The organism is Lysinibacillus sp. RC46 (assembly GCF_041262385.1).
GTDB lineage: Bacteria > Bacillota > Bacilli > Bacillales_A > Planococcaceae > Lysinibacillus.
Genome location: NZ_JBGCCF010000007.1, coordinates 116,503 through 141,501, shown reverse-complemented (window position 1 = coordinate 141,501; position 24,999 = coordinate 116,503). Strand labels below are relative to the sequence as shown.

Genomic DNA, 24,999 nt, shown 5'->3' with positions numbered 1-24,999 from the left:
TATTAATATTTAAATTGACTAATTAGCTGTTTTAGCTCATCTGCCATATGCGCAAGAGCTTGTGCAGAAGCATTAATTTCTTCCATCGAAGCTAATTGTTCCTCTGTAGACGCTGCAACGTCCTCTGAAGCAGCTGCATTTCCTTGTGCAGAGAATGCTAAATCCTCCGTAACAGCTGTCACTTCTTGTACACTTGCTGACATTTGTTCAGATGCAGAAGATACCTCTTCCATTTTAGGCGTAATTTTATCCATGCTTGTCTTAATCACTTGGAATTTCGTGATAGCTTCATCTGATACATGTAGTCCATTTTGAACATCCTCTGTAACTGTTGCCATGATGTTTACAGATTGTTCTGTTTCTAATTGAATGCCATGGATTAGCTCGAAAATTTGCTTTGCAGATTCCTGTGATTGCTCCGCCAGTTTTCTTACTTCATCAGCCACGACTGCAAAGCCTTTCCCGTGCTCTCCTGCTCTTGCTGCCTCAATCGCTGCATTGAGAGCAAGTAAATTCGTTTGATCTGCAATGCTTGTAATCACATCTAAAATGGACGTAATTTGCTTAGAGCGTTCATATAGTGATTGGATTTTCGTGTTTGAATCAGTTACCGATACATGAATAGACTGCATTTGATCTTTTGTATCTCGGACTGCCTTTCCACCTTCATCTGCTTGTAGCGTTGCATGCTGTGAAAGATCGGTCACAGTAGAAGAGATCTCCGCAATATGAAGAATGGCCTTCGAAAGCTCCTGTAACGATTCTGCATTCTTATTGGCACTCGTCGTTTGCGTGTCCGCGCTCGTTGCAACATCTTGAATCGAAATGGCCACTTTTTCTGTAGCAATGCTCGTTTGGTTAGCATTGGCTGTTAGTTCTTCTGCCGACGAAGCTACCTCTTCGGCATTTTGTTCAATTTTTTGAATAAGAGTTCTTAAACTATCTTGCATATCGTTAAAGGCTTGCCCTAACTGTCCAATTTCGTCATGAGAAGTGATTGTCACTTTCTCTGTTAAATCACCTTCACTAATGGTTACTGCACTATCCTTTAGTAATCTAATCGGTTTTATAATTGTCTTCATGACAAAAAAGAATACAATCGAACTGATTACAATCGCAGCAATTAGTACGAGAAACGTTTTTTTCAAAATGGGTGATGCTGATTGGTCAATTTCCTTTGCAAAAATTGTCCCTGTGATTTTCCAATTTGTCAGTTCATTCGTTGTATAGAACATAATACGGTCATCACCGTCAAAGACATAATCATACGTGCCAGATTTGCTGTCATACATTTGATTAAGGAAGCTCTCGTTTAATTCCTTACCTGCTTCTAATGTAGGATGTGAAATGACCAAGTTATTTTCACCAAAAATAGAAGAATATCCATTTTTCCCTATTTTTATAGAGTCCGAAACTTTTTGAAGGTCTGTCAATTTTAAATCAATAGCCACTACCCCAGATTGATCTTTTACCTGGCGAGCTACTGTTACGACCATATCTCCAGTCCCTGCATCTATGTAAGGGTTCGTAATTAAAGTCTCACCTTTTAATTCCTTAGCCTTTTTATACCAATCTCTTTCTAAAGGATTATAATCCGCGTTATTTATTTTTGGTTCTTGAATAAATGTTCCGTCATTTGTTCCAACATAAATGCTTAAAACATCTGGACTCAGCTTCATATATTCCTGAAAATTTGGTAGTATTTTAATTTCCTTCTGATCGTACTTAGAAGAATTTATTTCCTCGCTAAAAGTAACGATTTCATTCATTTTTGTACTAATAGCACTATCAATTAACGTATTCAAAATTTTAACACTTTCATCCGCACTAAAAAGTATTTCTTCTTTTATCGAATTTTTTGCTGAAAGATACGATAAGCTTCCTACAGAAATAACTGGGATTAGTAAGATAAGAGCAAATAACGTGTAGAGCTTACCCTTAAAGCTTCCAAATAATCGTTTCATACAACAGCTCCCCTTTTGTCTTTACTAGTTCATAAAATGTGTTTTGTCCAATTTTGTGGTTTCTTTTTAGACTCAAAGAAGCCCCTAGCACATAACCTCCCCTTCTCTTATCGATTAAATTTTCTTCTTATGTTTTTATCGGACAAAATACTTAAATTTAAAACAACTTTTTTCATTTTTTTGATTTAACTAGGCTTCATTATAAGCTTTCAGAAGAAAAACCAGGTGCCATCTATCGACAACGAAAAATCAATGTAGAATCTGTTTTTGGATTCTTAAAGACTAATTTTCGTTTCATTCGATTTTCTTTCCGTAGTAAATAAAAGGTTGAACACGAAATAGGCTTTGTATTGACGCCATTAATTCTCCGGAAATAGACTACCATTATTAAATAAGGTAAAGAACATAAAATGACTTGGTCAAACAAGAAAAAAGAGAAATCGTTACTTTTCGATTTCTCTTTTTCTTTGCCGAAGAGCCATACTTTATTAAAAATGAAACCTTCATCTCATTGACACAATAGTTTTAATAATATAGAACGCCACCCCTCAAATGAGGAATGGCATTTTTTTCGTATATCTATTAATATTTAAATTGACTAATGAGCTGTTTTAACTCATCTGCCATATACGCAAGCGCTTGTGCAGAAGCATTAATCTCTTCCATTGAAGCTAATTGTTCCTCTGTAGACGCTGCAACGTCCTCTGAAGCAGTCGCATTTCCGTGTGCTGAGAATGCCAAATCCTCCGTAACGGCTGTTACTTCTTGTACACTTGCTGACATCTGTTCAGAGGCAGAAGATACCTCTTCCATTTTAGGAGTAATTTTATCCATGCTTGTTTTAATCATTTGGAATTTAGTAATGGCTTCATCTGATACTTGTAATCCATTTTGAACATCTTCTGTAACTTTTGCCATGATGTTTACGGATTGTTCTGTTTCTAATTGAATACTATTAATTAGCTCGAAAATTTGCTTTGCAGATTCCTGCGATTGCTCCGCTAACTTTCTTACTTCATCAGCAACAACAGCAAAGCCTTTTCCGTGCTCCCCTGCTCTTGCTGCCTCTATCGCTGCATTGAGTGCAAGTAAGTTCGTTTGATCTGCAATGCTTGTAATTACATCTAAAATGGATGTAATTTGCTTAGAGCGTTCATGTAGTGTTTGAATTTTCGTATTCGAATCGGTCACAGATACATGAATAGACTGCATTTGATCTTTTGTATCCTGGACTGCCTGTCCACCTTCATCTGCTTGTAGCGTCGCGTGCTGTGAAAGATCTGTCACAGTAGAAGAGATCTCCGCAATATGAAGAATAGCCTTAGAAAGCTCCTGTAACGATTCTGCATTCTTATTCGCACTCGTCGTTTGCGTGTCTGCGCTTGAAGCAACATCTTGAATTGAAATGGCCACTTTTTCTGTAGCAATGCTCGTTTGGTTAGCATTGGCTGTTAGCTCTTCTGCCGACGAAGCTACCTCTTCGGCATTTTGTTCAATTTTTTGAATAAGAGTTCTTAAACTGTCTTGCATATCATTAAAAGCTTGACCTAGCTGTCCAATCTCGTCATTGGAAGTGATTGTCACTTTCTCTGTTAAATCACCTTTACTAATGGTTACTGCACTATCTTTTAGTAATCTAATCGGTTTTATAATGGTCTTCATAACAAAAAAGAATACAATCGAACTGATTACAATCGCAGCAATTAATACGAGAAACGTATTTTTCAAAATGGGTGATGCTGATTGGTCAATTTCCTTTGCAAAAATTGTCCCTGTGATTTTCCAATTTGTCAGTTCATTCGTTGTAAAGAACATAATACGGTCATCACCGTCAAAGACATAATCATACGTGCCAGATTTGCTGTCATACAGCTGATCGAGAAAGCTTTCTTTTAACTCGCTACCCGGTTCTAAAGTCGGGTGTGAAATGACCATCTTATCTTCACCAAAAATAGAAGAATATCCATTTTTTCCGATACTAATAGAGCTTGCGATATTTTGAAGGTTTGTCAATTTTATATCAATTGCAACTACCCCAGATTGATCCTTTAACTGACGAGCAATTGTTACGACCATATCTCCAGTTCCAGCATCTATATAGGGATTCGTAATTAAAACTTCTCCCTTTAATGCTGTAGTTTCTTTATACCAGTCTCGTTCCAAAAGATTATATTCGGCGCTATTCGATTTTGGTTCTAGAAATAATGTTCCCTCATTTGTTCCAATATAAATGCTCAGAACATCTGGATGTAGCTTTATATATTGTTGGAATTTTGTATGTACTGCAGATCCCTGCTGTTCATATTTAGAAGAATCTATTTCCTCGCTAAACACATTCATGTCGTTTATTTTTTCACTAATGGTATTATCAATCAACGTATTCAAAATTTTAACACTTTCATCTGCACTAAAAAGTATTTCTTCCTTTAACGAATCTTTTGCTGAAAGATACGATAAGCTTCCTACAGAAATAACTGGGATTAATAAGATAAAAGCAAATAATGTGTAAAGCTTACCCTTAAAGCTTCCAAATAATTTTTTCATACAACAGCTCTCCTTTTGACTTTACTAGTTCTTTAAATGTGCTTTGCCCCATTTTATGGTTTCTTTTTAGACTCAAAAAGAATGCCACTCCCTGGTTCACAATCGCCTCCTCTTCTATCGATTAAATTTTCATCCTATGCTTTTTTTATCGGACGAAATACTCAAATCCGAACCCCCTTTTTCATTTTTTTGATTTTCTTAACATAAATTCTTCTATTTTTGCACTTCTTCATTATGTAGTTAAACATAAAACCCCTATGTATCATACTTTAGCTATGATGCATAGGGGCTCCTGTTGTTAGTATTTAAATGCTTGAATTGATTCTTGTAAGTCAATCGCCATTTTTGCCAAATGTGTAGAGGCTGTAGCTACTTCTTCCATCGCTGCATTTTGTTCCTCAGAGGATGCTGCAACACTTTGAACATTGCTACTCGATTTCATGGATACTTCGCTAATGTAATCGATTTCTTTGACAAGTTTTTCAATATCTTGATGGATCGTTCGAATAGCCGATGTAACTGATTCGGTTTGAGCTTGTACATCATTAATGGCATCGTCAATTTGTATAAAATTATCTCTTGCCACATTTACTTTTTCACGGCCAAGCATTACTGAATCATTACTACTGATCATATCTTCCTCGATAATTCTTGTATCTTCAGTAATTTGCAAAACAACCTTTTCAATGTCTACTGCTGCTAAGTTCGATTCATCTGCTAGCTTCCGTACCTCTTCTGCTACTACGGCAAAGCCCTTGCCATGCTCACCGCTTCGTGCTGCTTCTATAGAGGCGTTGATAGCCAATAGATTTGTTTGGGTAGCAATATTTTTAATAACATTGACTGCTGAGACGATTGCTGCTGTATTTTCGTCTAAGTCTTTAACACGTGTACTTAGCTCTGCTGTATTATCCGCAATTTCATTCATCTGTTCAATGACATTACGAACTGAGGAACGTCCTATGCTAGCCATATTTTTAGTTTCTACCGTTGCACCGTTCACATGATCAATACTCGTTGATATGTCATTCATTTTTTTCAAAATGTGAGAGGATAAGTTACGTACATCACCTGTTAATGTATCCTGTTCTTCAATACCATGGGCAATATCTTGAATCGATTCTGAGACAACTTCTGTTGCCTGTGTCACTTCCATACTACTCGCTGTGAGCTGCTCGGAAGTTGCCGCTACCTGCTCGGATGAATTAGCGACATGCTTCATAGTATTGCTAAGCTTTTCGGACATCGAATTAAACGAAGCTGCCAGCTGTGCAAACTCATCTTTTGTTTTAAATTGCAGGTGCGTTTGTAAATTGCCATTTGAGAACTTGTCCATTTCTACTACAGTTTGTTGAATATTTTTCGCGACTCTACGACCAAAAACTGTCGCAATAATAATGCTTATTAGTAAGGAAACAATTGCTAGTATGGCAATTTCTTTGCCACTGTTGTCGCCTTTTTGCTTAGTAGCCTCTATACGCGCCTGCATTTCGTCTTGCTGAGCCGTTGCCATCGTTTTCCCAAACTCAACAAGCTTTAGCGAGCCTTTCCCTAAAATCGGTAATGCCAATTCCTGTGCTTGCTGTTTATCACCACTTTGAAAAAGCGGTACAATTTGTTCATCTATAGGTTTTTCCCATTCCTCTAACTGCTTTAAAAACTGTTCAAAGTCCATATTTTTATGTCCAAGTTCTTCAATACGATGAATAGATTTATGTAAAGTATCTCTTATTTCGAGATGATTATTAAGCATGTCTTCTTTACCATATAACATATACCCCCGGATGGCAGCGTTTGCCCGAACCGTTTGGAAGGAAATATCATTATACAAGTTGATTAATTCCGTCTTTTTTTCGATTTCCGCAAGTGTTTGTTTATTATCATTTAAAAAGTACATAGCAATACTAGTAATTAGTAATAGAAATACTAAAACTATACCAAAAGAAAATTGCAGTTTTCGTTCTACCGTTGATCTCATACGACTCCCTCTATTCCCTTTTAACATTAATCATCTTGAGTATAGACTAAATATCCCAACCTTCCCACAAGAAATGCGTCTTTTATCATAAATTAACACAAAAATTTTACAAAAATAAAACACATCACCAAATGTCTTGACTTCTCTAAATTCTATATCGCAGTAATAGTATTGCAAAAATGAACACATAGCAAGTCACTCAACCAAAAATGTTCCTACGGCTATCCGGTTTTAAAAAAATAGTCAGTGAGCTTTTATCATTCATTTGGTTATAACTTCCAATTTAAGATATACTATTACCATAAATATAAATAAAGGAGAATATTAGAAATGAGTAAGCCAGATTTGTATGTTAGTTTAGTAGTAGGCTCTAATTGTGATATCGAATCACTTGCATTGCGCTCAGTACTCGAATCATTTGGTGTTCGAGTAACACTTCATTTAATAGGAAGACCAAATGATTTTATTGATGTTTTATCTGGAGAAGATTTAGATGATCGAGTAGATTATTTAATTTTAAACTTCCACGGGGATGAAGGACGTTTTTGCATGCCTGAGCTAGGTGCAGATATTTATGAGTTAAATGAACCACGAGGTGAATTTTTCGGTCCTCAAGAGGTCTTAAAATATAGTAAATTAAAAGATGTGAAGGTTATTGCCTCTGGCTGTACTTTAGGTGAAAAACAGCTAGCAACTGCGTTTTTAAAAAGTGGTTGCCATTCATATTTAGGACCGGATGATTACATAGATGGCAATGCAAACTTAATGTTTCTTATAAGATTTATGTACGAAATTATTGCTAATGAGCGAACACAGCAAGAAGCCTTTGAAATCACAAAATCAATTGACGAAGAAACTTCAATGTATCAACTTTATTTTGCTTAGAAGACAAATCCAAAAAAATCGTAGCATATGCATGCTACGATTTTTTTATTTATTGTTGATGTTTTTTTACCATAGACTCTGTAAAAGCCTGAGATTGCCCCTTTGGAATACTTAATGTTTCCCAATCAGAGCCCTTTAGTTGCTTAGCGATGTAAACAATTTGACCGACATGTTCTGAGTAGTGGGACATTTGTCTTTCGATAGCGTCTATCACTGAATGCCTCTCTCCTCTTATCGTTACAAATCCTTGTAAATCAGCTTCCGTTAATCCTTGTAAAGCGTCTAAAAATACTTGCCAACCCTTTTCCCATACCATCATTACCTCTTCTTTTGTCTGAAGGCTATCGGTAAATTCACCGTCACGATTTCTCATTGCTTTCTCGCCATCTGTCGTTAGAAAGTCCGTCCATCTCGATATCATATTACCACTAACATGTTTTACGATAACGGCAATGCTATTGGATTCTTCGTTAAAAGCCCAATGCAGTTGTTCGTGATCCAATTGTATGAGTGTTTTATCGCCTTGTTCTTTCACACTTTTAAACCTTTTCTGAATAACATTTAAATAAGTCTGCCCCATACTCATTCGTAAACGCCCCCATTATTTTATATCAACTTTCTTGGCTACTGAAAACATTGTCTCCCCCTTAAATCTAAGTTTAACTAGTTTAATAAGATTGTGAAGGGAAATATTACTTTACAAATCGTTACCCAATATAAATTCTTTTACAAGCTCAATCATTTTCTTTTGCATATCTTCCTGATCTGCATGTTCTAATTGATATCCAACGTGGAAAACATAACCGTTATAATAAGTGTAAAGCTCATTGGCTTCATTGCTAGTTAGACGAACCTTCTTATTTTTTATATCAAAGTCATAGTAAAAATAAGACAATCTACCACTACCAGGTGTAACGATTGGATGAAATAATGGACTTTCTCCGATTAAACCCTCATTCTTAATAGAATTGCCTAAAAAATCACTAATATCATGTGTAATATCATAATTTGCTAATGGATTACTATCTACATTAGTGACTGTAAAAATAGCAAATTGTTGATCTTTACCACTTAATGCTTTTTGTAAATAAGTAAATTGCAATTGATGTTGTAAGCGACCATCAGTCATTTCTGAAGTCACAGCATAAACTTCCTGTATATTGGCCTTAAAAGGTAGTTTCTTAGGATCAATCGGATGAACGTTATTCCCCAATACTGCGGCTACCTCTTGCATTGCTTCAAAACCTTTCACAGGCTCGTAAAATTTTGGGTTTTTACGGTCATTGAGACGATCAGCTGTTTGAAAATACTGACTATAGGTTACCTTAGATCCTTTGACCTCGATGTTAAATAGATCTGTTAATTGTTTAGACACTTCCTTCCCTTCTATTTGCGAAGTATCAGTTGTCATTTGTAAAATATCATATTTTGTTAGCTGCAAGGCGACGAACAATAAAACGGAACAGGTAATGGTCAATGTGACAATACGATAGGACCAACGATGTCTCTTTGGCGAAGATTGTTCTTCATTAATTTTTATTTTTACGTTTCGAATAATTGCTTCTTTATGCACAGATATATCCTTTAACTCTCTTAATGTATGCTTATCCACTAAAACAGTACCTCCCATTCGATATCCTGAAGATCAATTTTTAATAGCTCTTTACCTTTTTTCAAACGTGATTTAACCGTACCTTCTGGGATTTCGAGTAGTTTCGCAATTTCTTTAATCGACATATCTTCTAAATAAAAATACACAATAGGTTCTCGTTGCTTTAACGGTAATTTCAAAATGGCTTCATCTAAAATCGTTTGTTCATCCTGTTGAATAAGCGTGTCTTTTAGAACGGATTTTTGCTTAGGGAAAAGCTTGGATTGAACTGAAATTTTCCGATATGCCCAGCTTTTTAAATAATCCTTACTTTTATTTATGGTCATACGTGCTAAGTAAGCCCTCATCTCTCCTCTTTCTTCATAATGCTTTTGATGATGATAAAATTTAATAAAAACATCTTGAACAATATCCTCAGCTATTTGTAGATCTTTCGAATAGTAGTAAGCGATTCGAAATAAATGCTCTGTATGTAGTTCCATTAGTTGCTCTAAATATTCTGTATCAGACAAAATCTTTCCCTCCTTCTACACTATAAACGAGGCTAAAGTTATAAAAGATTAAATTTGAACCACAAAAAAACCGTCTCTTCATAATATTGAGACGGTTTCCTTCTATACATTATAAATTTTCATCAATATATGTTTCTATATCTGATGCAATTGTGTCAATAGGGACATCCTCGGCATTATCTGCAAATCCAGAATACATTTTTACGATTTTGCCATCTTTATCAACTAAGAAAAATTGATTTCCGTGTATCACTTGGTCGGTGTTAGGATCATCTTTTACCCATATTTTAGTTGATTTGACTGCGAACTGTTCGATATATTTTTGTGAATATCCAGTAAGAAGATTCCATTTTGATTCATCTGGAACATTATATTTGCCTAAATAATTAGCTAATATTTCTGGCTTATCTACATCAGGATCAATTGAAAACGCAACAATATTATAATCTTCCACACCTTTTTTCTTCAGCTTTTCTTGAACTTGCGTCATATTAAAGGTCATTGGTGGGCAAATTGATGTACAATTTGTAAAAATATACATACCAATCCACGGTTTTCCTTTTAAACTCTCTAAAGAAACTTTTTCTCCGCGTTGATTGACATGTTCAAAATCTGGTAACTCCAAGCTATAATCTGCTTTAAATTTTGTATTTCCACACGCACTTAGCACTGCAGCTAATGCAAAAAGTAGAACAAGCCCAATTATTTTATTTCTCATCTTTAACACGCTCCCTACTTACACTATCCTCATCCTATCGTACGATGTAAATATTGGCAAGGACACTCAAGTGACAGCTTTCGTACATCTTTGTGAAATCGATTTCACTTTAAGGAAACCAGTGCATCATGAATTGCATCTAATTTAACTTCTACTCGGTGCAGTAAATAAAACGACACTAAGATAGGAAAACCGATATCCGATATCATGTTTAACCACTGTTCCATGTTGACCCCTCCTTCACACTAAGCTTATTAAACCATTATTGTCGAAAATGGTCCTTGCAGGAAATTCTGCAAAGACCATTTTGTGACTATTCGATCTCTAATTCAAATTCTCTTACTTGTCGATCAACGATGCGAGCCCCAGTCATTGCAACTAGAGCACTAGCTTGTCCATCAAAAACATTTTTAGCGATGATCGTTTGCATGACCTGTTGAATTTCCTCCGCTGTTACATTTGGCTTCGGCGCATCAATTGCTATCGTTGTCGTTTTCCCTGCTGCTGTCTCAAATTGCAGCTCTAAAACTTGTGTCATAGCTTTCCCCCCTTAGGATAAATCTGTTGTTTCTTGTTTTACAATGCTATCTAGTGCGTGTGAAGATAGACTTGCAATAGCCTTTGCTACCTCTACTAAATCTTCTGCTGAATGCGAGCCGTTTAAATTGCGGTACGTTTTAATTGTAAACATGGGCTCGTTTTGTGCATTGTGTCCAGCGACATACTTTAAGCGTAGTGTAGCACCTACGAAATTGACTTTTGCCATGAGCGTCACCTCCTTTACACAATATATACTGACTTATTGCTAAAAAAGGGACATTTAAGATGGATTTTTTTCTGCAAGCTTTTATAATAGAGTAAGAGAAGGCAAAGAGGTGAACGATTTGTTAACTGGTTGGTTTTTATGGTTTATCCTATTTTGGGTAGTTGTACTCATTTCATTTATGGGGATAGGCGGATTTTTCATGTTCCGCAAATTTTTAAAGGCATTACCGAAGCAGGACGGTAAATCTGATTTAGATTGGCAAGAGTATTATTTAGATAAAACCATTCATTTATGGGGACAACCTGAGAAGGAGCTTTTATATGAACTTGTAAGTCCTGTACCTGAGCTATTTAGACAAGTAGCTAAGGAAAAAATAGCAGGAAAAATTGGCGAGCTTGCTTTAGAAGAAAAGGCACCTGCCATAAACCATGATTTGATTATTCGTGGCTATATCCAAGCAACACCTAAGCGCGACCATAAATTTTTACGCAAAAAATTAGATGAAATGCAAATTGACATCGCTCCATATGAACATTTGTTTGATTAATGGTACGCTGCACAATGATATGTGCAGCGTTTTTAGAAAAATTTCCTACAGTTCAATAAAAGCCGTTTCAGCGATATACTTGACTGCTCTATCATTCGCTTTGCCAGGGAAATGTGAATTTAAAAACGTACATGCGCAAAGAATCCCGTATTATAAAAGTACAGGATTCTTTTATTATTCTTCTAAATGAACTTCACCTTTTTCAATTTGCTTGAGAACTTTTTGCCACTCATCTTTTGTAAACTTGGATTCATCAGACATTTTGACTGAAATCAACTCGGAAAATCCTCTCTTTGATTCCTCTTTTTCTCCATTTGAAGAAACTAATGTTGCAACTTTGTTTTCTTCTTGAATAATTTCTCCTGAAATAGATGGTGTATTTTTTTGGGCTAATGTAGCTCCTCCTACGCCAATACTTGCAAGTGCTAATAATGCAACAGTGGATAAGGCTATAACAGGCTTACTCATTTTTTTAACTTTTAACATTTTCATCAATCTCCTTTTTAAATTCATTTGTTCAGTTGAAAAAGTGGTGCCATAGATATATGAATTAGATTGCTCATTTGATCGTTCAATCATATTCAAAATTGTTTCTCCATATTTTTTCCTCTCTACATGAGACATTTTCATAACAACATCTTCATCACAAGAAAGCTCACTCCACATAAGTACTTCTTTTTTTAATAAATAAATTAATGGATTATACCAATGGATAATCGTTGCAATTAGCATAAACCTTCTTATCCATAAATCTTTTTTCTTAAAATGAATCAATTCGTGTTTAATAACCATCTCTAATTCATCATTTGGAATCTTATACATCGGCAACACAATAGTCGGTTTTAAAATCCCGATTAGAATGGGACTTATATTACACTTGTTATACAAAATCTCTATATCAGACGAGCAATTCATACGATCCATATTTTTAGTAAGAAGTTGGTGTACTTCACTTTCTTTTGGAACTAAAAAACTTGATACTTTTATTTGCTTGTTGAATCTTTGATACGAATAGAAAGACCAAACACTTTTACCGATTACTCCTACAATCCAAATGGCAAATAAAACTTGGACAGCAGTTAATGATACAGTTAATGTATTTTTAAGTGCTACAGTCTGATTCCCCAAAGCGATATCATTATTTGTTTTCCTAAAAATGATAAGTAATTCAGGGAAAACAAAGATTGGAACTAGAAAAAAGAAAAGAGACAGTTTTCTACTCAAATAGTTCCATTTTGCAGTGAGTAACTCTTTTGTCACATACGTGATCAAAAAGGAAAGTGATAGAACGATACTTCCAGCGACCGACAATGTCACCAAGATTCTTAACCACTCATTCATCATCACACCTACTTATCAGAAAACCATTTTTTTAGTTCATTCAACTCGTCAGATGGAACCTTTTCGTCATAGAGCGTTGCTAAAAAGTTCTTTACTGAACCTTGATACAACTTATCTAATAGGCCTTGCGCTTCTTTCTTTTTATACTCTTTTAGCGAAAGAAGAGGGATATACACATTTGATCTACCTTCCCTTTTTACATCCAGCAATCCCTTGTCAACCAATCTTGTCAAAAAGGTAGAAATGGTTTGAGACTTCCACTGCTTCCCTTTCTCTCGATTAAAGAAATCTAATAATTCTGTAGATGTAAACTTACGATTTTGTTTCCATATAAAGTCCATCAATTCCTCTTCTGTTTCGGACAATTTATTATTAACCACCTCTGTCATTCCCTTCACTTTAATTACTACACCATTGTAGTAATTAAAACATACTACAATGGTGTAGTGTGTGTCAATCGTCAAAATTCATATACTATTTTTCCAAATGTCTTTGATATTCATTTTCTCGCACATTCATCAGTTGCTCTGATTTCTTTCCGTCGCTTTAGCTCTTCTATCCGTCGCTTGGTCGAATCTTTCCGTCGCTTTTGTCTTTCTTTCCGTCGTTCCGGCAACTCTATCCGTCGTTCTAATTTCTATCCGTCACTTTGACCCTTCTTTCCGTCGTTTCTGTCTTTCTTTCCGTCGTTCCGGCAATCCTATCCGTCGTTCTAATTTCTATCCGTCACTTTGACTCTTCTTTCCGTCGCTTTTGTCTTTCTATCCGTCGTTCCGGCAACTTTATCCGTCGCTCTGATTTCTATCCTTCACTTTGACTCTTCTTTCCGTCGTTTGGTCGATTCTTTCCGTCGCTCCGGCAACTCCATCCGTCGCTCTAATTTCTATCCGTCACTTTGACTCTTCTTTCCGTCGTTTCTGTCTTTCTTTCCGTCGTTCCGGCAATCCTATCCGTCGCTCTAATTTCTATCCGTCACTTTGACTCTTCTTTCCGTCGCTTGGTCGATTCTTTCCGTCGCTCCAGCAACTCCATCCGTCGCTCAAATTTCTATCCGTCACTTTGACTCTTCTTTCCGTCGTTTCTGTCTTTCTATCCGTCGTTCCGGCAATCCTATCCGTCGCTCTGATTTCTATCCTTCACTTTGCCAAGCCTCTCTATCGCTCGGACCGCTCTATCCATCAGCCAAACTACGCGCAAAAAAGACTACACTAGATAAATTCTCTAGTGTAGTCTTCCTATTAAATATTCTTTAGCGGAACTGTTTTTTTGATTTTAATAAATTGAACAAGCATTGCGATTCGCCAAGGGAGTAACATAGCGAACGCTAAAATCCAAAACATTCCTGCTAATTCACCAACGTCAATGGAGCTACTTAATATCATTTTTGCAATTACACGGAATACTAACAGTCCGATTAATATAAAAACGAATGCTTTTGAACGTTTTAAATAAATATCTTGACCTTTTACTTCAAATTTAGAAGTGGCAATTAAGATTGTTGAGAACACCATGCCGACTGCTGCCGCTTCAAGGATTTGCATGGGTGGCACTCGAAATTGTTCGAATAAAAACATTAACGCACCTGAAGACATCGCAATAGGTGGAATGATAATTTTCTTCTCATTTGTCGGTTTCTTAGATGCACGCATACGAATAACCATGACAAAGGTACCCATAAAAATGGCCATTATGGTTGAACCTATTACATAATATTGAGAAGGGATATTGTCAAACATAAAATTTCCTCCTCTAATGTCATTAACAATTTTGTCCAAGTAATTGATCAACTACAGCTTTTAATCTTTCTGGCTCGAAAGGCTTTGTCATAAAATCCTTTGCACCACTTTCAATTGCTTCCACGACTAACTTTTGTTGTCCTAAAGCTGTAATCATAATTATTTTTGCATCTGGAAATTCAGGGATGATTTCTTTTACTGCTGCTATACCTGTCATAACGGGCATTGTTACATCCATCGTTACTAGATCTGGTTGTAACTCACGATACATCGCCACAGCTTCTTTACCATTCACTGCCTTGCCAACTACCTCATAACCCCATTCAGTAAACATATTACTTATTGCAACACGCATAAAAAGCGTATCATCCACTACTAAAACTGTAGGCACATGTTCATCTCCCTCCACGTTAAAGTACGGTATTGCCTCTTTAGTTTAGCAGATTAGAAGCCTGTAAATCCACCAAAAATAGGCTGTAAAATGCGTGTTAAATACGATAATCCGTCAAAGAATAACAATACACCAACGACAATCATAATATAACCGCCGATTTTCACGATTTTTTGGCTGTGTGTACGAATCCAAGTCATACGTGCTATAAAGAAAGATAACACGAAGAACGGAATCGCAAAACCTAAATAATAAGCTAACATATAGCTAAATCCTGCTGTTGGATTTGCACTTGCTAATGCAATAATCGATGCTAAAATTGGACCTGTACAAGGCGTCCAACCAGCCGCAAAGGCTATTCCGATTAATACCGATCCCAAATAACCCGATGGTCGGTTTTTAAATTGGAATTTTCGGTCCTTCATTAAAAAGTCAATTTGCAGTAATCCCACAATCATTAATCCAAATACAACGATTAAAATGGCTCCAACCTGACGTAATAATGTTTTATAATTAAGGAAGAACTCGGCTGCTAATGATGCACTTAGACCAATCAAAATAAAGATGATTGAAAATCCTAGTAAAAAGAACAGGGTGTGCAAAATTGCACGTTTTTGCATCATACCTCGTTCCGATTTTAGCTCATCTAATGACATACCTGTTATGTATGATAAAAATGCCGGATACAGCGGTAGAGTACAAGGTGAAATAAAACTTAAAAACCCTGCACCTAAAGCTAAAAATACGTTAATATCAGTTCCCATATTTTCTCACTCGCTCCTTACAGTTACTGTCTCCATCGTACCAAAAATCACTGTAAATTGCGCCCTTCTTGTTTGTGAACGTTTCATGGCAAAAAGGTGTTAAAAAAGTGAAGTTCCATCATATTATCATACTTATTTAATTTTCAGACCTTATTAAATCAAAGTATATTTGCTAATGTACTTTTGCATTATGCGCCCCCTTATATTATCTGTCAACAAAATTCACCATAATTCTGCAATTCAAGTTATGTCCTTCTAAGCATATCCAAAAGGCACTAGAACAGAGCTATGGTGGGCTGTTGTAAAGCCGTTACCTACCGCTTATTTCAGAGTTGTAGTACCCTTTTTAATTTACTGTTATTAGTTAGTAAATTAACTTTCTTCATGTATAATAAAAAAACAATAGAGCAATTGATAGAGATAAATGAGGTGTAGTCCTTGGAATTAAGAAAAATTAAACCGAAAAAAATATATGAGGAAGTATCTGAAATCCTCTATGAAAAAATTAGAGCTGGCGAACTGAAGCCGGGTGATCGACTTGATTCAGTAGAACAACTTGCTGAACAATTACAAGTAAGCAGATCTGCCATCCGAGAAGCTCTTTCCGCTTTAAAAGCAATGGGACTTATTGAAATTAAACAAGGCTCAGGTACATTTGTTAAAAGTAATCAATCCAATCAACTCGATTTCCCCTTATCTACTGCCATTTTAACAAATAAGCAAGATATCTCAAATTTGTTAGAAGTACGTAAAATTATCGAAGTAGGCACAGCGGCTAGCGCAGCTATTCATCGAACAGAAGAAGACATACAGTCCATGTTGCAAATTTTGGATGAGATGAAACGAGTACAAGGAGATGGAGAGCTAGGAGAGAAAGTGGATTTTCAATTTCACGCGGCCATTTCTGCAGCATCTCAAAACCCCCTACTTACAACTATATTGGACCAGGTTTCAGGTTTAATGATTGAAACGATGAAAGAGACACGTCGAATTTGGTTGTACTCTAAAAAAATTACGAGCGAAAAGCTGTATGATGAACATATGCAAATCTTCCTCGCGATTAAACAGCAAAATGAAGAGCTCGCAAAACATGCTATGGCTTCACATTTAAGTAATGTGGAAAAGGTCTTAATGCAATATTTTGAAACAACTGAATCTATGAAATAACAGCAGCTGCCTAGTTTTTACTATAGGCAGTTTTCGAATTTTTTGAAAATTAATAATAAACACCTTTTATTCATCTGTACAATTGTAGTAATATAAAAACAAAGTCATCAGATGACCTGTTGAATTACGGGTAATAAAGATGAAAAGGAGCGATTCTCATGAAAGTAACACTTTTTGCGACTTGTTTAGTTGATATGTTTCAAGGTGATGTAGGAAAAGCTGTAGTAGAAGTTCTTGAAAGGCTCGGTTGTGACCTAGACTTTCCTGAAAATCAAATTTGCTGTGGGCAGCCTGCCTACAATAGTGGCTATGTAAAAGAATCTAAAAATGCTATGAAAAAAATGATTACAGCGTTTGAACATGCCGAATACGTTGTCTCCCCTTCTGGTTCCTGCGCTTATATGTTTAAGGAATACCCAGAAGTGTTTAAGGGAGATCCTGTTTGGGAGCCAAAAGCGCAAGCATTAGCAGATAAAACATATGAATTTACAGAGTTTATCGTAGATATATTAAAAGTCGAGGATGTAGGAGCACATTTAGAGGGCAAGGCTACTTATCATACTTCCTGTCATATGACACGTCTACTCGGAGTTACAGATGCACCGTTTAAACTATTAAATCAAGTTAAAGGACTACAGTATGTAGAACTCCCAGGAAAAGAAAGATGCTGTGGATTTGGCGGAACATTTTCAGTAAAAATGGGCAATATTTCTGGAGAAATGGTTAGTGAAAAAGTACAAAATGTTGAAGAAACAGGTGCAGACATTTTAATCGGAGCTGATGCAGGTTGCTTAATCAATATTGGTGGTCGAATTAATCGACAAGGTAAGCCTATTAAAGTCATGCATATTGCGGAAGTATTAAATTGTCACTAAGAGGGGGTAAAAGAAATGTCCATGAAAACAAGTGATAAACGCTTTAATCATCGTGTAACGAAAGAATTAGAAAATACGTTTATGCGCGGAGCTGTGTCAAGCGCACAGGAGCGCTTACAAACACGTCGGCTAAAACAAGCTGATGAGCTCGGACATTGGGAGGAATGGCGCTCTCACGGCGAAGAAATTCGAAAGCATGTGCTGGAGAACTTAGATTATTACTTATATCAGCTAAGTGAAAACGTCTCTAAAAGAGGTGGACATGTTTACTTTGCGCAAACAGCGAAAGAAGCGACGGACTACATTCAAAGTATCGCGAAAAAAAAGAATGCTGCTAAAATTGTAAAATCAAAATCTATGGTGACGGAGGAAATTGATTTAAACGCCGCTTTAGAAAAGCTCGGGTGTGAAGTTATTGAAACAGATCTTGGAGAGTACATTTTGCAAGTAGATGATCATGAGCCACCATCTCATATCATTGCTCCAGCTATGCATAAAAATAAGGAGCAGATTCGTGACGTTTTTAAAGAAAAACAAGGTTATGAGAAAACCGAAAAGCCTGAAGAACTAGCTCTATATGTACGTGAAAAATTAAGAAATGAATATTTAACAGCAGACATTGGCATTACAGGCTGTAACTTTGCTATTGCAGAGAGTGGCTCGATTACGCTCGTGACAAATGAAGGGAACGCAGATTTAGTAACAGCTTTGCCGAAAACACAAATTACGGTAATGGGAATGGAGAGAATTGTTCCAACATTTGAAGAGATGGAAGTACTAGTAAGCTTATTAACAAGAAGCGCAGTTGGGCAAAAGCTAACAAGCTATATTACCACATTAACAGGGATCAAAGATGAAGGTGACACAGATGGACCAGAGGAATTCCATTTAGTAATTGTTGATAATGGACGTTCTGATATTTTAGGCAGTGAATTCCAGCCTATTTTACAATGTATTCGCTGTGCAGCTTGTGTTAACGCTTGCCCTGTTTATCGACATGTTGGCGGACATGCTTATGGTTCTATCTATTCTGGGCCAGTAGGTGTCGTTCTTTCACCATTATTAGGTGGCTATGAAGATTTTAAAGAGTTGCCATATGCCTCCACATTATGTGGCGCCTGTACAGATGCTTGTCCTGTCAAAATACCATTACATCAGCTTATTCATAGACATCGGCAAGTAATTGTCGAAAACGAAGGAAAGGCACCTGTATCGGAAAAGTTACTAATGAAGGCCTTTGGTCTAGGTGCTTCCTCCCCGGCCCTATATAAAATGGCGACAAAAATGGCTTCACCAGCAATGGCTCCATTTACAAAAGATCAAAAAATTTCTAAAGGCCCAGGCCCACTAAAAGCATGGACGGAAGCAAGGGATTTTCCTGCCCCCAATAAAGATAATTTCCGTGACTGGTTTAAACACCGCCAAAAAGGAGGCGATGAATGATGACAGGTACTATTGAAAAAAGAGATGTATTTTTAGCAAACATTGCGAAACAGCTTGGACGTACACCAAAAACAGAAATCGTACGACCTACATGGCAATATAACCCTCAAGATCGCGTCCTAAATGAAGCGACAAAAGATGAGTTACTAGAGGTTTTAGTTGAACAATGCAAAAATATTCATACGGATATTGTCATTACAAATACAGCTAATCTTCCTGCAGATTTCCAAAAAGTAATTGGAAATTATGGAGGTCAATCTGTTATAACATGGAAAGATGAGCGTTTCCAAAACTATGGCCTAGGAAAATTAATGACCGAGCAATGGCCTCAAGAAAATATTCAACTGTACGAATGGGATTCTGAGCAACCAGAGGAAAATATTCGACAAGCTGAAAAAGCTAACATTGGCATTACAATCAGTGAAATTACATTAGCAGAATCAGGAACTGCTGTACTTTTTAGTGATAAGGATAAAGGTAGATCAGTTAGCTTTTTACCAGAGAAGTCTATTATTTTAATTCCTAAAAGTACCATTGTTCCACGAATGACACAAGCGGCTCGTTGGATTAGCGAAAAAGTTAGAAATGGCGAACAAATTGCTTCCTGCATTAACTTTATAACAGGACCAAGTAATTCGGCAGATATCGAAATGATTTTGATCGTTGGTGTACATGGACCAATTAAAGCCACTTATATTGTGATTGAGGATCAGTAAAACCAATCAACCAGGCATACTTCAACATTGAAGAAATGCCTGGTTTTGTATGTTGCTATATAATCTCGTTGATAGATGGTTACGAACCGCTGGTAAAACTGCTATTATCGCTGATAAAGTCTCACTAATCGCCGATAAAACCGCTATTATCGCTGATAAACTCCCATTAATCGCTGATAAAACTGCGCATTTCGCTGTTACATTAATTTGCAACACTCTCAGTTACTATCTTCTTTTGTTCATAAAACTCTGGATGTGCTTCTTTTAAGACAGATGTTCGTAGCATAACTAGTGATATCGTCACGATAAAGACACTTGTGACAAGTAAAATAACCGTTGCTGGGAATGTATCGTACAAGATGCCGTAAACGACCATACCAATCGGCATCATTGACATTGCCATTGTTTCCATTAATCCCAATACACGTCCACGGTATTCTTCTGAAATTAGCTTTTGTATATAAACCATAATTGGCATGTTAATCCCCATCTCAAAAACAGCGAAAATAAAGTAGATTACAATATAAAAGATAACAATAGCTAAATAGGATAAATTCGTTACTAATGGAACAACCGCCAGCCCTAAGCTGCTAGCCAACAGCAATAAGCTGATTTTAGAAAAACGTAGTGGCGCCTTAACCTCTTTCCGTGTAGCGAAAATGAGGGAAGCAACAAGCATACCTACTGCACCTGAAGCTTCAATAAAACCAAAATGAGTTGATTTTACTTTTAGTAATTCAATAATAATATAGGTCCCCCCAACAACAATGGCAGAGAAAAACAAATTAATCCATAATGAAAGCCACATTACAGTTTTAACAACTTTTTGTAGCTTAATATAGCGAAAGCCACTAACAAGCCCAGCCCACATTTTTTCCTTTTCTATAGCCTGATCTCTTGTACTATAGAGAGTAAAATTCATTGTTGCTTCTAAGCAAAATGCAATCACATAGGCCACCATATGTACAAGCAAAAATGCTTTCATGGAGAAAAATCCATACATCATTCCCCCAATTACTGGCCCACCAATTGCTGCTAATGACACTGACATTTGATTGAATGACATTGCTTTCTGTAGGCGTTCTGGATTTACTAGTGTTGCGATTGAGGAAGAAAATGTTACACCTGAAAAGGCTGAGCATATTGTATTAAAAACAGTTGCTATATAAATAGCATAAACCGACAGACCGACCATTTCTGTATAAAGTAGTAGCCCAGTAACGGTCAAGATCGTTCCTGCTTGTGCTAATAAAATCGTGCGTTTCTTTGAATAATTATCAGCTACATACCCTGCCAGAGGCGCGACTAATGCACGAGGCAAAATGGAACATATCATAGTTGTCGCAAAACTCATCGCTGACCCTGTCAGTGCCAAAATATATAACCCTATCCCAAATGACAATACATGTGACCCTAACAACGAGATCATTTTACTGGTTGTGAATGTCCATAAATGATACGTCGCCTTTTTATATTTTTGCTCTTCACTCATCTAAAATCCCTCCGTATTTTTAATTATATTAAAAAGTTTAATTTAATTAAACAAAATATAACACACCTCCCACTTTTCACGCAACAAAAAGTTTAATATAATTAAACAAAGGACATGATTTAAAAAGGAGGCGAGGCAGTGGACTCTTTAGGCACACGAATTCGCAAATTAAGGAAAGAACGAAAATTAACATTAGAGGAACTTGCTGGTGAACGTCTAACAAAAGGTATGTTAAGTCAAATTGAAAATGATAAGGCCAAACCTTCGATGGAAAGTCTTGAATATATTGCGGAGCGTTTAAAGGTAAAAGCAAGTGAATTACTTGAAGAAATAGCACCTTCTACGATACGTCATCTTTTAGAGCAGGTGGAGACTATATATGCTGAAATAAAACTAGGTAATACAGAAAATCTGCAGCAAATCATAGAGATAATTAACCCTTATGTAGAAGATCTTCCGCTTAGCTATGAAGCTGGTCGTTTACTGTATATTTACGCAACAGCACAATATCAAATGGGATTAACAACATGGGAGTCACCACTCCAACAAGCACGCTTCATGTTTAAAGAAATTAATTTACTGAGCCATTGGTTTGAAACCTATATATTACAGTCGGCCATATTCACAGAAGGTCGAAACTATAAAATGGCGTATTCCTGTATCTTACAAGCTAAAGAAGAAGCTGAGCAAGAAAATTATCAATTAGATTCACGAGATGCCGGAAAAATGGCTTATTATATTAGTGTTTTTCAATTAGCAGTCGGAGAATATGAAGCCGGTAAACAACTCGTTAAAGAGACAATTGCCAATGCACATAAAAATCAATTTTACTCTTATATAGATGATATGTATCGTATTGCAGCGTTTTGTGCTATGGTTGACAACGATTTTGAGCAAGCAGAACATTTGATAAAAAAACTTGAGCAGTATCGAGTTTTTGCGGAACAAGTGGAAGTAGATGCCTTTATTTTCACATTACGAGCGCATTATTATAACAATTTCACTCATGATTATGAAAAGGCACTAGCGGAAATAGAGCGGTTTCGTCCACTTATGGATATGGGATTGATTAAATTTGATAAAAATCTTTACTATGCGGAAAAAGGAAAATCCTTATATTTGCTAGCCCGATATGAAGAGGCTAAAGAAGCATTTGAACATTTAACAAACATTCCCCCATTCATCTTACATCCATTTGACATATTAGGCTTTAATGAGTGTTTTTCTTATAAAGCTCTTTGCTATGCACACTTCGGTGAATTAACAACTGCCTACGAAATCGCCAAAATGGCCTATATGGATTCTCAGTATTTAATTGATCTACCCTATAAACAAAAAATTGAAGAAACTTATTATTCAATAAAAGCACAAATTAACTCGGTTCAATAAATAAAAGGGATTGCACATTTTATAATTTATGTGTAATCCCTTCATATTATTAGCTCGATTTATCTCTCTTTATTTCCTTCTGAATCTTTCGAAGGGCTTTTTTCGAACCGCGCTCTATGTCATGCTGAAGCTTTCGTTCTTTATAATCCACAAACAATGTCTCTACATCATATCCTTCTGGGTATAATTCTGTTGCCGGAAGCTCTAATGCCAAACGCTTGACATTTACATTTATAAATTCTCCCTCGTAGAAAACGACAACATTATAGAAATTATCCATTTCTTGATAAACAATTCCAACGTCATCATGATCTAACAGCTTCACACGATCTCCCTTTTTAAAGTCATACTTTGCTTTGGTTCTCTCTTGCTCAATCTTAGGCTTCCTGATTTTACTGTCATTTACTTGTTCTAGATGATAATCCTTATTGTCAATATAGCCCTTCGCTCTTTGCAATACTGTTTCACGTATATTCATTTTCTTAGAAATCCATAGCGCATTACTTTCTCCAGATGTTCCGATAACTAATTTATACAAAGGTTCTAAAGTTTCACTATTGAAACGCATAGCCGCATTCATAAAATCACTATGCATTTCAGAGAAACGCTTAATTTCTCCATAGTGAGTAGTTGCCACTGTCATACAGCCCATATGATAGAACTCCTCTAAAATGGAAATCGCCAGTGCTGCTCCTTCATTCGGTTCCGTACCACTTCCTATTTCATCAAATAGCAAAAGCGTATTATTATTGGATGCCCTCATTATATCCGAGAGATTTTTCATATGGGATGAGAACGTACTAAGTGCATTTTCAATACTTTGATTATCACCAATGTCTACAAAAATATGATCGAATACAGCTATTTCTGTACCTTTATCTGCAACAATATGGAAGCCTGACATAGTAGCCAATGTTAACAAGCCAATGGTTTTTAGGACAACGGTTTTACCACCAGCATTCGGTCCTGTAATGATTAAGCTGCGATAGTCTTTACCAATTTCAAAATGAAGTGGCACCGCCTTCCCTGTTAACAGTGGATGCTTACAATTAACGAGCTTAATATAGCCATAATCATTTAAGCTTGGTTCAACTCCTCCAATGTGCTTGCTAAACTTAGCTTTGGCAAACACCATATCATATTGGCTAATCAATTCCATGTTGATGTTGATTTCACGGATATTTTCCATCAGTAGCCCAGATAATGTCGCCAAAATCTGATATTCCTCCACCGCTTCCTCTGCTTTCAAAGTGGCCAATTCCACATTTAATTTACCTACTGTACTTGGCTCCATAAAGACCGTTGCACCTTTAGATGAAACCTCTACTATTGTCCCTTGCACATGATTTTTATAAGAAGCCTTAATAGGAATCGTGTATCGATCATCCTTCTTACTAATAAAAAATTCCTGGATATATGTTTTATTGGCACTATTATTTAAAAATTTAGTTAAGCGCTCTTTAATTTTTTCCTCAGTTGTTTCGATATGATTGCGAATCCGCTTTAACTCCCTACTAGCAGCTGAATCAACACGATTTGCTTTAATAGCAAAGTTAATCTCCTCTTCTACACTTTTAAATTCAGACATCGAATTTGCATAGGATGCAAGTACTGGTGCAAAAAATTCCTTCTCCAGCATAAACTTTTTAATTTTTCTACAGCCTCTTAAAAAGTCAGAGATGCTAACCAATTCACTAGGGTCTAAAATTATCCCTTTTTCAAGTTTTTTAATCGTGTTGTCAATATTGGATATCCCTAAAAACGGGACATGACCTTCCGCATCTAAAATCGCTCGTGCCTCAGTCGTTTCATTCAAACGATTTTTAACAACTGTCAAATTTGGGCTCGGCGTTAATTTATCTAATAACTGTTTACCTAATCCACTAACACAGTATGATTTAACGATATCCTTCAATTCATTGTATTGTAACTTCTCAAAAGTAGAATGATTCATTTTAAATTCTCCTCACTATGATTTTTCCATAATCATTCATGAAGATACCTACTCAATAGATAGCAATGATTTTATATTGGCTCTACATCTAATGTTGGAGTGAAGCACTAGGTGAAGTCTCACCAAGGTTACGACAACTATCCTTCCCTTTGTAGGGACACCTCAACAAATAGTTTGAAAACCTTTATATTCAATTAAAAAACAA

28 protein-coding genes are annotated in these 24,999 nt (G+C 36.3%); 11 read left to right on the top strand and 17 right to left on the bottom strand.

Annotated features, from left to right (window positions below):
• Window positions 1-2: 2 nt before the first annotated feature.
• The 3 genes from ABH966_RS08770 to ABH966_RS08760 all read right to left on the bottom strand — a co-directional run bounded on the left by ABH966_RS08770 (window position 3) and on the right by ABH966_RS08760 (window position 6,486).
• Window positions 3-1,964: a methyl-accepting chemotaxis protein gene (locus tag ABH966_RS08770; protein WP_370077559.1), complete on the bottom strand. Its 1,962-nt coding sequence runs from the start codon at window positions 1,962-1,964 to the stop codon at window positions 3-5.
• Window positions 1,965-2,546: 582 nt separating this feature from the next.
• Window positions 2,547-4,508 carry a methyl-accepting chemotaxis protein gene (locus ABH966_RS08765; protein ID WP_370077557.1) on the bottom strand — a complete coding sequence of 654 codons (1,962 nt, stop codon included), beginning with the start codon at window positions 4,506-4,508 and terminating at the stop codon, window positions 2,547-2,549.
• A 298-nt stretch (window positions 4,509-4,806) separates the two neighbouring features.
• Window positions 4,807-6,486, bottom strand: coding sequence for a methyl-accepting chemotaxis protein (locus tag ABH966_RS08760; protein ID WP_370077555.1), 1,680 nt, complete (start codon window positions 6,484-6,486; stop codon window positions 4,807-4,809).
• Between the two features lie 330 nt (window positions 6,487-6,816).
• Here ABH966_RS08760 and ABH966_RS08755 point away from each other — a divergent pair, with 330 nt between their 5' ends.
• The gene (locus tag ABH966_RS08755; RefSeq protein WP_370077553.1) at window positions 6,817-7,371 is read left to right on the top strand and encodes a delta-aminolevulinic acid dehydratase; all 555 of its coding nucleotides are present in this window, start codon (window positions 6,817-6,819) and stop codon (window positions 7,369-7,371) included.
• A 49-nt stretch (window positions 7,372-7,420) separates the two neighbouring features.
• On the opposite strand, the gene ABH966_RS08750 is transcribed toward ABH966_RS08755, so the two are convergent.
• From ABH966_RS08750 to ABH966_RS08720, 7 genes are all read right to left on the bottom strand, one after another.
• Window positions 7,421-7,957, bottom strand: coding sequence for a DUF1572 family protein (locus ABH966_RS08750; protein ID WP_370077551.1), 537 nt, complete (start codon window positions 7,955-7,957; stop codon window positions 7,421-7,423).
• Between the two features lie 111 nt (window positions 7,958-8,068).
• The gene (locus tag ABH966_RS08745; protein ID WP_370077549.1) at window positions 8,069-8,983 is read right to left on the bottom strand and encodes a hypothetical protein; all 915 of its coding nucleotides are present in this window, start codon (window positions 8,981-8,983) and stop codon (window positions 8,069-8,071) included.
• Entirely contained in the window at window positions 8,983-9,495 is a 513-nt protein-coding gene (locus tag ABH966_RS08740; protein WP_370077547.1) for an RNA polymerase sigma factor, read from the bottom strand. Before ABH966_RS08740 ends, ABH966_RS08745 begins: the two co-directional genes overlap by 1 nt.
• Before the next feature lie 109 nt (window positions 9,496-9,604).
• A complete protein-coding gene (locus tag ABH966_RS08735) occupies window positions 9,605-10,213 on the bottom strand; it encodes an SCO family protein (protein WP_370077545.1) in 609 nt (202 codons plus the stop codon).
• Window positions 10,214-10,317: 104 nt separating this feature from the next.
• On the bottom strand, window positions 10,318-10,440 hold the full coding sequence (locus ABH966_RS08730; RefSeq protein ID WP_082337366.1) for a YvrJ family protein: 123 nt from the start codon (window positions 10,438-10,440) through the stop codon (window positions 10,318-10,320).
• An 86-nt stretch (window positions 10,441-10,526) separates the two neighbouring features.
• Window positions 10,527-10,751 (bottom strand): DUF2922 domain-containing protein, encoded by a 225-nt coding sequence (locus ABH966_RS08725; protein WP_370077543.1) that lies wholly within the window; start codon window positions 10,749-10,751, stop codon window positions 10,527-10,529.
• Window positions 10,752-10,763: 12 nt separating this feature from the next.
• Window positions 10,764-10,979: a DUF1659 domain-containing protein gene (locus tag ABH966_RS08720; protein ID WP_370077541.1), complete on the bottom strand. Its 216-nt coding sequence runs from the start codon at window positions 10,977-10,979 to the stop codon at window positions 10,764-10,766.
• A 118-nt stretch (window positions 10,980-11,097) separates the two neighbouring features.
• Between ABH966_RS08720 and ABH966_RS08715 the strand changes: the two genes are divergently transcribed.
• Window positions 11,098-11,526: a DUF2621 domain-containing protein gene (locus tag ABH966_RS08715; protein WP_370077682.1), complete on the top strand. Its 429-nt coding sequence runs from the start codon at window positions 11,098-11,100 to the stop codon at window positions 11,524-11,526.
• Window positions 11,527-11,700: 174 nt separating this feature from the next.
• Here ABH966_RS08715 and ABH966_RS08710 read toward each other — a convergent pair whose 3' ends face one another.
• Both ABH966_RS08710 and ABH966_RS08705 read right to left on the bottom strand, forming a co-directional pair.
• Entirely contained in the window at window positions 11,701-12,867 is a 1,167-nt protein-coding gene (locus ABH966_RS08710) for a M56 family metallopeptidase (protein ID WP_370077539.1), read from the bottom strand.
• Window positions 12,868-12,875: 8 nt separating this feature from the next.
• Window positions 12,876-13,232 (bottom strand): BlaI/MecI/CopY family transcriptional regulator, encoded by a 357-nt coding sequence (locus ABH966_RS08705; protein WP_370077537.1) that lies wholly within the window; start codon window positions 13,230-13,232, stop codon window positions 12,876-12,878.
• An 81-nt stretch (window positions 13,233-13,313) separates the two neighbouring features.
• Between ABH966_RS08705 and ABH966_RS08700 the strand changes: the two genes are divergently transcribed.
• From ABH966_RS08700 to ABH966_RS08685, 4 genes are read left to right on the top strand one after another with little or no spacing between them, the layout of a single operon-like run.
• Window positions 13,314-13,520, top strand: a complete 207-nt coding sequence (locus ABH966_RS08700; protein WP_370077535.1) for a hypothetical protein — start codon at window positions 13,314-13,316, stop codon at window positions 13,518-13,520.
• A complete protein-coding gene (locus tag ABH966_RS08695) occupies window positions 13,517-13,684 on the top strand; it encodes a hypothetical protein (RefSeq protein WP_370077533.1) in 168 nt (55 codons plus the stop codon). The genes ABH966_RS08700 and ABH966_RS08695 overlap by 4 nt, the downstream gene beginning before the upstream one ends.
• Window positions 13,681-13,848 carry a hypothetical protein gene (locus ABH966_RS08690; RefSeq protein WP_370077531.1) on the top strand — a complete coding sequence of 56 codons (168 nt, stop codon included), beginning with the start codon at window positions 13,681-13,683 and terminating at the stop codon, window positions 13,846-13,848. Before ABH966_RS08695 ends, ABH966_RS08690 begins: the two co-directional genes overlap by 4 nt.
• A complete protein-coding gene (locus ABH966_RS08685) occupies window positions 13,845-14,120 on the top strand; it encodes a hypothetical protein (protein ID WP_370077529.1) in 276 nt (91 codons plus the stop codon). The genes ABH966_RS08690 and ABH966_RS08685 overlap by 4 nt, the downstream gene beginning before the upstream one ends.
• Here ABH966_RS08685 and ABH966_RS08680 read toward each other — a convergent pair.
• Genes ABH966_RS08680 through ABH966_RS08670 form a run of 3 tightly spaced genes read right to left on the bottom strand, consistent with a single transcriptional unit; the run spans window position 14,106 to window position 15,758 of the window.
• Entirely contained in the window at window positions 14,106-14,603 is a 498-nt protein-coding gene (locus ABH966_RS08680) for a CcdC family protein (protein ID WP_370077527.1), read from the bottom strand. The two genes, ABH966_RS08685 and ABH966_RS08680, sit on opposite strands and share 15 nt — an antisense overlap.
• A 22-nt stretch (window positions 14,604-14,625) precedes the next feature.
• On the bottom strand, window positions 14,626-14,994 hold the full coding sequence (locus ABH966_RS08675; RefSeq protein ID WP_370077526.1) for a response regulator: 369 nt from the start codon (window positions 14,992-14,994) through the stop codon (window positions 14,626-14,628).
• 53 nt (window positions 14,995-15,047) lie between these two features.
• On the bottom strand, window positions 15,048-15,758 hold the full coding sequence (locus ABH966_RS08670) for a cytochrome c biogenesis CcdA family protein (RefSeq protein WP_370077524.1): 711 nt from the start codon (window positions 15,756-15,758) through the stop codon (window positions 15,048-15,050).
• Between the two features lie 438 nt (window positions 15,759-16,196).
• Between ABH966_RS08670 and ABH966_RS08665 the strand changes: the two genes are divergently transcribed.
• The 4 genes from ABH966_RS08665 to ABH966_RS08650 all read left to right on the top strand — a co-directional run bounded on the left by ABH966_RS08665 (window position 16,197) and on the right by ABH966_RS08650 (window position 19,959).
• Window positions 16,197-16,925 carry a FadR/GntR family transcriptional regulator gene (locus tag ABH966_RS08665; RefSeq protein WP_370077522.1) on the top strand — a complete coding sequence of 243 codons (729 nt, stop codon included), beginning with the start codon at window positions 16,197-16,199 and terminating at the stop codon, window positions 16,923-16,925.
• A 158-nt stretch (window positions 16,926-17,083) separates the two neighbouring features.
• On the top strand, window positions 17,084-17,800 hold the full coding sequence (locus ABH966_RS08660) for a (Fe-S)-binding protein (protein WP_370077520.1): 717 nt from the start codon (window positions 17,084-17,086) through the stop codon (window positions 17,798-17,800).
• Window positions 17,801-17,815: 15 nt separating this feature from the next.
• Window positions 17,816-19,243: a LutB/LldF family L-lactate oxidation iron-sulfur protein gene (locus tag ABH966_RS08655; RefSeq protein WP_370077519.1), complete on the top strand. Its 1,428-nt coding sequence runs from the start codon at window positions 17,816-17,818 to the stop codon at window positions 19,241-19,243.
• Window positions 19,243-19,959 (top strand): LutC/YkgG family protein, encoded by a 717-nt coding sequence (locus tag ABH966_RS08650; protein ID WP_370077680.1) that lies wholly within the window; start codon window positions 19,243-19,245, stop codon window positions 19,957-19,959. Before ABH966_RS08655 ends, ABH966_RS08650 begins: the two co-directional genes overlap by 1 nt.
• Window positions 19,960-20,161: 202 nt before the next feature.
• On the opposite strand, the gene ABH966_RS08645 is transcribed toward ABH966_RS08650, so the two are convergent.
• Complete coding sequence (locus ABH966_RS08645) at window positions 20,162-21,451, bottom strand: MFS transporter (protein WP_370077517.1); 1,290 nt, start codon at window positions 21,449-21,451, stop codon at window positions 20,162-20,164.
• A 138-nt stretch (window positions 21,452-21,589) separates the two neighbouring features.
• On the opposite strand from ABH966_RS08645, the gene ABH966_RS08640 reads away from it, so the two are divergent.
• Window positions 21,590-22,840, top strand: a complete 1,251-nt coding sequence (locus tag ABH966_RS08640; protein ID WP_370077515.1) for a helix-turn-helix domain-containing protein — start codon at window positions 21,590-21,592, stop codon at window positions 22,838-22,840.
• A gap of 49 nt (window positions 22,841-22,889) precedes the next feature.
• On the opposite strand, the gene ABH966_RS08635 is transcribed toward ABH966_RS08640, so the two are convergent.
• A complete protein-coding gene (locus ABH966_RS08635; protein ID WP_370077513.1) occupies window positions 22,890-24,794 on the bottom strand; it encodes an endonuclease MutS2 in 1,905 nt (634 codons plus the stop codon).
• Window positions 24,795-24,999: the final 205 nt, after the last annotated feature.

Excerpts from the sequence above, each read along its gene's own strand:
- ABH966_RS08635 (WP_370077513.1), bottom strand. The coding sequence starts at position 24,794 with ATGAATCATTCTACTTTTGAGAAGTTACAATACAATGAATTGAAGGAT.
- ABH966_RS08770 (WP_370077559.1), bottom strand. The coding sequence starts at position 1,964 with ATGAAACGATTATTTGGAAGCTTTAAGGGTAAGCTCTACACGTTATTT.
- ABH966_RS08655 (WP_370077519.1), top strand. The coding sequence starts at position 17,816 with ATGTCCATGAAAACAAGTGATAAACGCTTTAATCATCGTGTAACGAAA.
- ABH966_RS08650 (WP_370077680.1), top strand. The coding sequence starts at position 19,243 with ATGACAGGTACTATTGAAAAAAGAGATGTATTTTTAGCAAACATTGCG.
- ABH966_RS08645 (WP_370077517.1), bottom strand. The coding sequence starts at position 21,451 with ATGAGTGAAGAGCAAAAATATAAAAAGGCGACGTATCATTTATGGACA.
- ABH966_RS08720 (WP_370077541.1), bottom strand. The coding sequence starts at position 10,979 with ATGGCAAAAGTCAATTTCGTAGGTGCTACACTACGCTTAAAGTATGTC.
- ABH966_RS08765 (WP_370077557.1), bottom strand. The coding sequence starts at position 4,508 with ATGAAAAAATTATTTGGAAGCTTTAAGGGTAAGCTTTACACATTATTT.
- ABH966_RS08750 (WP_370077551.1), bottom strand. The coding sequence starts at position 7,957 with ATGAGTATGGGGCAGACTTATTTAAATGTTATTCAGAAAAGGTTTAAA.
- ABH966_RS08670 (WP_370077524.1), bottom strand. The coding sequence starts at position 15,758 with ATGGGAACTGATATTAACGTATTTTTAGCTTTAGGTGCAGGGTTTTTA.
- ABH966_RS08755 (WP_370077553.1), top strand. The coding sequence starts at position 6,817 with ATGAGTAAGCCAGATTTGTATGTTAGTTTAGTAGTAGGCTCTAATTGT.
- ABH966_RS08760 (WP_370077555.1), bottom strand. The coding sequence starts at position 6,486 with ATGAGATCAACGGTAGAACGAAAACTGCAATTTTCTTTTGGTATAGTT.
- ABH966_RS08660 (WP_370077520.1), top strand. The coding sequence starts at position 17,084 with ATGAAAGTAACACTTTTTGCGACTTGTTTAGTTGATATGTTTCAAGGT.
- ABH966_RS08725 (WP_370077543.1), bottom strand. The coding sequence starts at position 10,751 with ATGACACAAGTTTTAGAGCTGCAATTTGAGACAGCAGCAGGGAAAACG.
- ABH966_RS08730 (WP_082337366.1), bottom strand. The coding sequence starts at position 10,440 with ATGGAACAGTGGTTAAACATGATATCGGATATCGGTTTTCCTATCTTA.
- ABH966_RS08710 (WP_370077539.1), bottom strand. The coding sequence starts at position 12,867 with ATGAATGAGTGGTTAAGAATCTTGGTGACATTGTCGGTCGCTGGAAGT.
- ABH966_RS08735 (WP_370077545.1), bottom strand. The coding sequence starts at position 10,213 with ATGAGAAATAAAATAATTGGGCTTGTTCTACTTTTTGCATTAGCTGCA.
- ABH966_RS08680 (WP_370077527.1), bottom strand. The coding sequence starts at position 14,603 with ATGTTTGACAATATCCCTTCTCAATATTATGTAATAGGTTCAACCATA.